The 6,802-nt window shown below is 74.5% G+C and carries 7 protein-coding genes and 1 pseudogene; 4 read left to right on the top strand and 4 right to left on the bottom strand.

Annotation, left to right across the window (positions count from 1 at the left end):
- Positions 1–244: 244 nt before the first annotated feature.
- The 4 genes from V6U81_RS28655 to V6U81_RS28670 are packed head-to-tail and all read right to left on the bottom strand — an operon-like array spanning position 245 to position 3,693.
- The gene (locus V6U81_RS28655; RefSeq protein ID WP_334494123.1) at positions 245–1,045 is read right to left on the bottom strand and encodes a phosphotransferase; all 801 of its coding nucleotides are present in this window, start codon (positions 1,043–1,045) and stop codon (positions 245–247) included.
- On the bottom strand, positions 1,042–1,737 hold the full coding sequence (locus tag V6U81_RS28660; protein ID WP_334494125.1) for a TVP38/TMEM64 family protein: 696 nt from the start codon (positions 1,735–1,737) through the stop codon (positions 1,042–1,044). The genes V6U81_RS28655 and V6U81_RS28660 overlap by 4 nt, the downstream gene beginning before the upstream one ends.
- Complete coding sequence (locus V6U81_RS28665; RefSeq protein WP_334494126.1) at positions 1,734–2,456, bottom strand: type 1 glutamine amidotransferase; 723 nt, start codon at positions 2,454–2,456, stop codon at positions 1,734–1,736. The genes V6U81_RS28660 and V6U81_RS28665 overlap by 4 nt, the downstream gene beginning before the upstream one ends.
- A complete protein-coding gene (locus V6U81_RS28670; protein WP_334494130.1) occupies positions 2,446–3,693 on the bottom strand; it encodes a MurT ligase domain-containing protein in 1,248 nt (415 codons plus the stop codon). The genes V6U81_RS28665 and V6U81_RS28670 overlap by 11 nt, the downstream gene beginning before the upstream one ends.
- A gap of 354 nt (positions 3,694–4,047) precedes the next feature.
- Between V6U81_RS28670 and mraZ the strand changes: the two genes are divergently transcribed.
- The 4 genes and pseudogenes from mraZ to V6U81_RS28690 form a co-directional block, all read left to right on the top strand.
- A complete protein-coding gene (gene mraZ, locus V6U81_RS28675) occupies positions 4,048–4,479 on the top strand; it encodes a division/cell wall cluster transcriptional repressor MraZ (RefSeq protein ID WP_334494128.1) in 432 nt (143 codons plus the stop codon).
- A gap of 207 nt (positions 4,480–4,686) precedes the next feature.
- Complete coding sequence (gene rsmH, locus V6U81_RS28680) at positions 4,687–5,799, top strand: 16S rRNA (cytosine(1402)-N(4))-methyltransferase RsmH (protein WP_334494132.1); 1,113 nt, start codon at positions 4,687–4,689, stop codon at positions 5,797–5,799.
- The gene (ftsL, locus tag V6U81_RS28685) at positions 5,796–6,398 is read left to right on the top strand and encodes a cell division protein FtsL (RefSeq protein WP_334494129.1); all 603 of its coding nucleotides are present in this window, start codon (positions 5,796–5,798) and stop codon (positions 6,396–6,398) included. The genes rsmH and ftsL overlap by 4 nt, the downstream gene beginning before the upstream one ends.
- A gap of 4 nt (positions 6,399–6,402) precedes the next feature.
- Positions 6,403–6,802 (top strand): annotated as a pseudogene (locus V6U81_RS28690) (penicillin-binding protein 2); the annotation flags it as partial.

Here is a 6,802-nt window from a genome sequence, read left to right on the forward strand (position 1 = left end):
GAACAACGGCATGCGCCGTCACCGGCCCCCACCACAACCCACTAACCCGTCACAAGACCCATATTTATGACTCACCGTCATATCGCTTGCGGAGACAAGTGCGCCCACACCGCGACACGCCCGGGCCCGCACCGCGACCCGCACGGGCTGCGCCGCGACCCGCACGGGCCGCGCCGCGACCCGCCCGGGCCCGCAGGCGCTCGCCGGGTGCCGCCGGGCGGTGGTCGACGGGCAACGGGGCGCGTCAGCCGCGCAGGGCGGCGTCCACCGTGGTGCGGTGCGCGAGCAGCCACTCCTGCCAGCGGCGTACCCCCTCGACGGCGCCTGCCGCGCGGAGCCGGCGCATGCCGGGCTCGTCGCGGTCGGCGCCGGCGGCGATGCCCCGCCAGGTGCCCTCGAGCTGCTCGAGCATCACGTCGAGCAGGTCCGCCCGGGGCAGCGCCCCCGGGCCGGCCGCGTCGTAGCCGTCGCAGAGCAGCCGGCAGCGCCGGCCCAGCTCCGACGGGTCGGCGCCGGATCCCAGCGGTGCCCAGTGCCAGCCGGCGAAGGCGACGTCCTCGATCCGCCGGCCCGGGCCGGCCAGGTCCCAGTCGAGGAACGCCACCGGCAGCGGCCCGGCCGGGGAGTCCCGGTAGACCGTGTTCTTGGGGGAGAGGTCGCGGTGGCAGACCGTCTCCGCCGTTCCGGCCAGCTCCGTGCCGGCGCACGCGTCGTGCAACAGCCGGATCAGCTCCGCCAGCCGGGTCAGCGCCGCGTCGGTGAAGAAGGCCGGATCCGGACGCTCGTGCCACGGCACCCGACCGTCGAGGTGGCTGAGCACCTGCCGGCCCCGTTCGTCCACCCCGAGGTGCCGGGGCGCCAGGTCGAGGCCGGCCGCCGCCAGGTGCCGCAGCAGCGCGGTGACGAAGCCGGCGTTCGCCGGGAGGGTACGGCGGACCGTGTCGCCGACCCGGACCACCTCGGCGACGAAGCCACCGGCCAGCACCTCCTCGGTGACCGGGCCGCCGGGACCGGTGCCACCGGGCTGCGGACCGCCCCGGGTCACGGTCGCGCGTCGGCCGGGTCGCGCCGACGCTGCCGCTCGGCCCGCCACCAGCGCTGAATGATGACGACGCTGGCGATCAGGCCCAGGCTGGCGGGGGCGGCGGCGTACCAGTTGATCTGGCCGGGGGAGCTGACCGCCGCGCCGATCGCGGCGTAGCCGATGGCGGTCGGGGCGGAGGCGATCACGCTGCCCACCAGGAACGGCAGCATCCGCGCGCCGGTGGTGCCGTAGCCGTAGCTGACCAGCCCGAAGCCGGCGATCGGCAGCAGCCGGACGGTGATCACGCCGAGCACGCTCTGCCGGGCGAACCAGCCGTCCAGCCTGGCCAGCCGGCCGCGGACCCGTTCCGCGACGAACTCCCGGCCCAGCACCCGCCCCACGGTGAAGCCGATGGCCGCGGCCAGCAGCGCCGCGCCCAACGCGCACGCGGCGCCCTCGAAGGGTCCGAAGACGGCGCCGGCGGCGAGCGTGACGAAGGTCCGGGGGACCAGCGCGACCAGCAGCAGCGCCCCGATCACGACGGCGGCGACCGGGGCGTACCCGCCGAGGGGGTCGGCCAGCTCGGGCAGGTGCCTCATGTCGGGTCGCGGCACCGTGAACAGCAGTACCGCGAACCCGGCGAGGATGAGCAGCAGCAGGGCGAACCGGCGCGCCGACGGCTGCCGGAGCAGCCGCCGGACGGCGGGGATCATGCCCGGGCGGCGGCGGCCACCGCGGCGCGGCGCTCGGTGCGGAGCCGCTCGGGCCAGGTGTCGTCCAGCGGCGGGAGCTGGTGCACGCCGGTGGCCCAGCGCAGCAGCAGGTCGGCCAGGGCGGGGTTGCGGGCCAGCGCCGGCCCGTGCGAGTAGGTGCCGAGCAGCTTGCCGCGCCAGGCGCCCTCGGTCGCGCCGTCGTTGCCCACGCCGGTGGTGACCCGGGCCAGCGGCGAGACGCCGGCCCCCAGGTGGGTACGACCACCGTGGTTCTCGAACCCGGACAGCGCCGGTACCCCCAGCCGCGGGTCGATCTCGCCGGCCAGCTCGCCGACCGCCCGGGTCGGGCCCCGGTCGGAGGAGAGGTCGAGCAGCTCCAGCCCGGCGCACTTGGTGCCCTTGGCGAAGAAGGAGGTGCCGAGGAGCTGGTAGCCGGCGCAGACGCCGAAGACCACCGAGCCCTGGGCGACCGCGCGGTGCAGGCCGCCGTCGGCGAGCAGCCGCTGGGCGCCGAGGGCCTGCGGGCCGTCCTCGCCGCCGCCGATCAGGTAGATGTCGGCGGTGGAGGGCAGCCGCTGGTCGGAGCGGACCTCCAGCACCTCCACCGGCATCCCGCGCTGCAGCGCCCGGCGGGCCAGGATCAGCATGTTGCCCCGGTCGCCGTAGGTGGAGAGCAGGTCGGGGTAGATCCAGACGATGCGCAGGCTCTCAGTTGACACGGTCCAACTCCGCTCGGATGTCCTGGAAGGCGGTGTAGTTCGCGATGACCTCCAGCCGGCCCGGCGGGACCGCCCGGACCGCCTCGTCGAACGTCCGGACGTGCCGGAAGGGCACGTCGTTGACGTCGAGTCGGACCGCCAGGTCGTACGCGCGGTCGCCGGTGATCAGCACCTGCCGGCCGCGCAGCGGGGCGAAGTCGACGTCGAAGAGCCAGGAGGTGTCCAGCCCGTCGGGGTCGCGCGCGTTGATGGAGAGCAGGGTCGGCGCCTCGTCGGCCATGTCGAACGCCTCGAGCCAGCTGGCCGGGTTCTTGGCCAACAGCAGCCGGATGTTGCGCCCGTCCCGGTCGACCTGGGCGTAGCGGCCGGCGACCGAGGTGACGCTGCCGAGCCGGGAGACCGCGTCGACGGGGCGTACCCCGAACTCGGCGGCGACGGCCAGCGCGGTGGCCGCGTTGCCGAGGTTGACCTTGCCGGGGAGCTGGAGGCTGACCTTGTGCCATGCGCCGCTGGGATCCAGCACGCCGTCGTCCTCCACGGTCCACTGCGGGTCGGGGCGGCGTAGCGGGCAGCCGGTGCACCACCACTGCTCGCCGGAGCGCTGGATGGTGGAGCCGCACTCCGGGCAGACCCAGGAGTCGTCGTGCCAGCGCTGGCCCGCGCTGAACCAGGTGACGTGCGGCGGGTGGATGCCGCGGGCCGGGTCGCCGGGCGGGGTGGCCGCCCAGACCACCATCGGGTCGTCGGCGTTGGCCACCACCCGCAGGTCGGTGTGCCGGACCAGCGCGGCGCGCCAGAGCTGCGCCATCATGGCGACCTCCTTGGCCCGGTCGAGCTGGTCGCGGGAGAGGTTGAGCAGCGCCACCACGTGCGGCTCGGTGGCCTCGAGCACCTGCGCCAGGTAGTGCTCGTCGACCTCGAGCACCGCGTACGGCGTGCTGCCCGCCTTGGCCAGCGCCGAGGTGTGCCCGGTCGGCATGTTGGCGCCGAAGGAGTTGGTGGCGACCCGGCCGAGCACCCCGACGGCGGCGGCGGTGAGCCGGGTGGTCGTGGTCTTGCCGTTGGTGCCGGAGACCAGCGCGATGGCGCGGCCGGCGGAGAGGTGGGCCAGCAGGTCCGGGTCGATCTTGAGGCCGATCCAACCACCGATCACCGAGCCGTCGCCCCGGCCGGCGGCCCGCGAAAGCGCCGCAGCGGTCCTCGACACGGAGGTGGCCACCTTCGCCCGCAGGGGCATCTTCGCGTCAGTCACCCGAGCGAGGTTACCGGACCCCAACGTCCACCAGATCGCCGCAGACGGCGAACCGTTCGGCCGGGTGTGGCCGGGCGTCCGGTCCGCCCGTGCTCGGCCGGACGGAGTCGATCTATGTCGGGTAGCGGACGCGACGCGGGGGCGCGCCGGCCCTCCACTCGGCTCCACCCCTCCTGACGTGCTCTTTTACCCAGGGAGACAGCGCGCCACACGGGCGTTTCTGGTTGCAGGTGGAGGGAAGTGGAGTAGAGTGGGGCGCGATGGTGAGGCCGGGAGGGCCCACCGGCCCGGGGGGTCAGCGGCGCCGCGAACGCCGCCAAGGGCGAGGGGGTTGGGCCGATGTTCCTCGGCACCCACACCCCACGCCTGGACGAAAAGGGCCGGTTGATCCTTCCGGCGAAGTTCCGGGACGAACTGGCGGGGGGTGTCGTGATAACCAAAGGGCAGGAGCGCTGCCTCTACGTCTTCCCCACGCCCGAGTTCCAGCGGATCGCGGACCAGTTGCGCGCGCAGCCGATGACGCACAAGGCGGCCCGGGCCTACAGCCGGGTCTTCTTCGCCAGCGCGCACGACGAGGTCCCCGACAAGCAGGGGCGGGTCACCATCCCGGCCCACCTCCGGTCGTACGCCGCACTCGACCGGGACCTGGTGGTGATCGGGGCGAGCACCCGGGTGGAGATCTGGGACAGGGCGGCCTGGGAGACCTACCTCGCGGAGAGCGAAGACGACTTCGCCGACATCGAGGAGGGGGTGTTGCCCGGCGGTCTGTAGGGCGGGACGACGCCCGACGTACTGCGAGATCTCCAGCCGCTTTCGAGTTCCTGGCACCCCTTCCCCGGTGCCAGGCGCACGATCTCCTCTCCGGGGCCACGGCCCGGGGATGAAGCGGGAGCGGATGGGGATCTGGCGGTACGACGGCAGGCGTCGTCCGACGAGCAGGCGCGGAAAGAACGAACGTTTCAACCAGTGGGGGTCGACATGGGGGAGTTGCGCGGCACGCACGTGCCGGTGCTGCTCGAGCGGTGTCTCGAGCTGCTGGCCCCCGCACTGGACAGGGGCGGCCGGACGATCCACGTCGACGCGACGTTGGGTCTGGCCGGGCACGCCGAGGCGGTGCTGGAGCGCCACCCGGAGACGATCCTGATCGGCCTGGACCGGGACACCGAGGCCCTGGCGCACGCCCGGGCCCGGCTGGCCCGCTTCGCCGACCGGATCCACCTGGAGCACGCCGTCTACGACGAGCTGCCCGAGGTGCTGGAGCGGCTGGGTTATCCGGCGATCGACGCGATCCTGTTCGACCTGGGGGTCTCCTCGTTGCAGCTGGACGCGCCCGACCGCGGGTTCGCGTACGCGCAGGACGCGCCGCTGGACATGCGGATGGACCAGACCCGGGGGGTGACCGCCGAGGAGGTGGTCAACACCTACGCCCACCCGGACCTGGCCCGGGTGCTGCGGGTCTACGGCGAGGAGAAGTTCGCCGGTCGGATCGCCTCGGCGATCCTCCGCGAGCGCGAGCGCGGCCGGATCACCTCCTCGGCCCGGCTCGCCGAGCTGGTCAGGGAGAGCATTCCGGCAGCAGCCCGACGAACCGGTGGACACCCGGCCAAGAGAACGTTTCAGGCTTTACGGATCGAGGTAAACAGGGAGCTGGCAGCGCTGGAGACGGCGCTGCCGGCCGCTCTGGACAAGCTCAACGTGGGCGGTCGCATGGTGGTCCTGTCCTACCACTCGTTGGAGGACCGGCTCACCAAGCAGGCGCTCGCCGACCGGGTCCGCAGTAAGGGCCCGGTCGACCTCCCGGTCGAACTTCCCGGGTCGGGTCCGACGTTCCGGCTGCTCAGCCGGGGCGCCGAACTCGCCGGGGACGCGGAGGTCGCCGTGAACCCGCGCGCCGCCTCGGTGCGCCTGCGGGCCGCGGAACGACTCGACCCGCGGGCCGGGGAACAGGGGCGGACCGACCGCGAACGGTACCGCCGACGGGTCAAGGCGATGCACCAACCGGGGACGGGGTCGGCCACGGGCTCCACCGGGAGCCCGGAGTCGACGCCGGGGGACGGCAGAGGGACGGACGAAGAGGGGGAGGGAAGATGAACGTTGACAAGCGCGACGGCCGGGACGCGGTCGTCGGGCGGGGTGCACCGCGGTCGGGGGGCCGGACCGCGGCGCAGCGAGCCACACGTGCCGGAACGGCGACGCCGACGGCGGACCGCGCCGTTCGGCAGGGGGAGACTCGCGCCCGGGGGGCGCGCGAGTTCCCGACCCAGGGCAACGCCGCGCTGCGGCCGGAGGAGCGGGTCCGCGCCGCCGGGTCGGGCTCGCCCCGGCTGCGGGTGGCGCCGCCGCCGCCGGTCCGGGTGCCGCGGGCGCCGTTCGCGGCGCTGGTCGTGGTGCTGGTGGTCGGCGGGGTGCTGGGCATCCTGGCGGTGAACACGAAGATCAACGAGAACGCGTTCCGGCTGGAGAAGCTGCAGCAGCAGCAGGCCCGGCTGGACGTCGACGAGCAGCAGCTGCAGAAGAAGATCGACGCGGCCGAGGCGCCGGGCAACCTGACCGCCGAGGCCCGCAAGCTCGGCCTGGTGGAGGCCGGCGACCCGGCGTACATCCGGCTGCCGGACGGCCGGATGATCGGCGTGCCGCAGCCCGCCAACGGGCAGCCGGCGATCACCAGCCAGCAGGGCAACGGGGGATAGCTCCGTGCCATCGAGATCGGATGATCCGCGCCGGGACCCTACGGGCTCCCGGCGCGGTCCGGTTCGTGGCGGCCGGGGGGCCGAGCCGCGTACCGGTGAGCCGGGCGTCGGCGGCATCTCCGACGCGCGGGCGTACACCCCACGGGGCCGGACCATCCGGGAGAGCAGCGAGGACCGCGACGGAGGGCAGCGGCGTACCCCGCGCGCGAACCGCTCCGGCGACCCGTTCCGCCCCGCGTTGCAGGTGCTCGACGGCGGTCGCGTGGGCGCCGGGCGCGGCGGCCGGCGGGAGGCCGCCCCGGCCGGGCGGGCGGGCGTCATCCGTACCGTGCAGGCCCGGCCGAACCGCGGGTCCGACCGCGACTTCGACCTCGACGAGCCGGCGCCGCGCCGTCCGGGTGGGC

This window comes from Micromonospora lacuserhaii (assembly GCF_036902735.1).
In the GTDB taxonomy this organism is placed as follows: domain Bacteria; phylum Actinomycetota; class Actinomycetes; order Mycobacteriales; family Micromonosporaceae; genus Micromonospora.

Excerpts from the sequence above, each read along its gene's own strand:
- V6U81_RS28660 (WP_334494125.1), bottom strand. The coding sequence starts at position 1,737 with ATGATCCCCGCCGTCCGGCGGCTGCTCCGGCAGCCGTCGGCGCGCCGG.
- V6U81_RS28670 (WP_334494130.1), bottom strand. The coding sequence starts at position 3,693 with ATGCCCCTGCGGGCGAAGGTGGCCACCTCCGTGTCGAGGACCGCTGCG.
- mraZ (WP_334494128.1), top strand. The coding sequence starts at position 4,048 with ATGTTCCTCGGCACCCACACCCCACGCCTGGACGAAAAGGGCCGGTTG.
- rsmH (WP_334494132.1), top strand. The coding sequence starts at position 4,687 with ATGGGGGAGTTGCGCGGCACGCACGTGCCGGTGCTGCTCGAGCGGTGT.
- ftsL (WP_334494129.1), top strand. The coding sequence starts at position 5,796 with ATGAACGTTGACAAGCGCGACGGCCGGGACGCGGTCGTCGGGCGGGGT.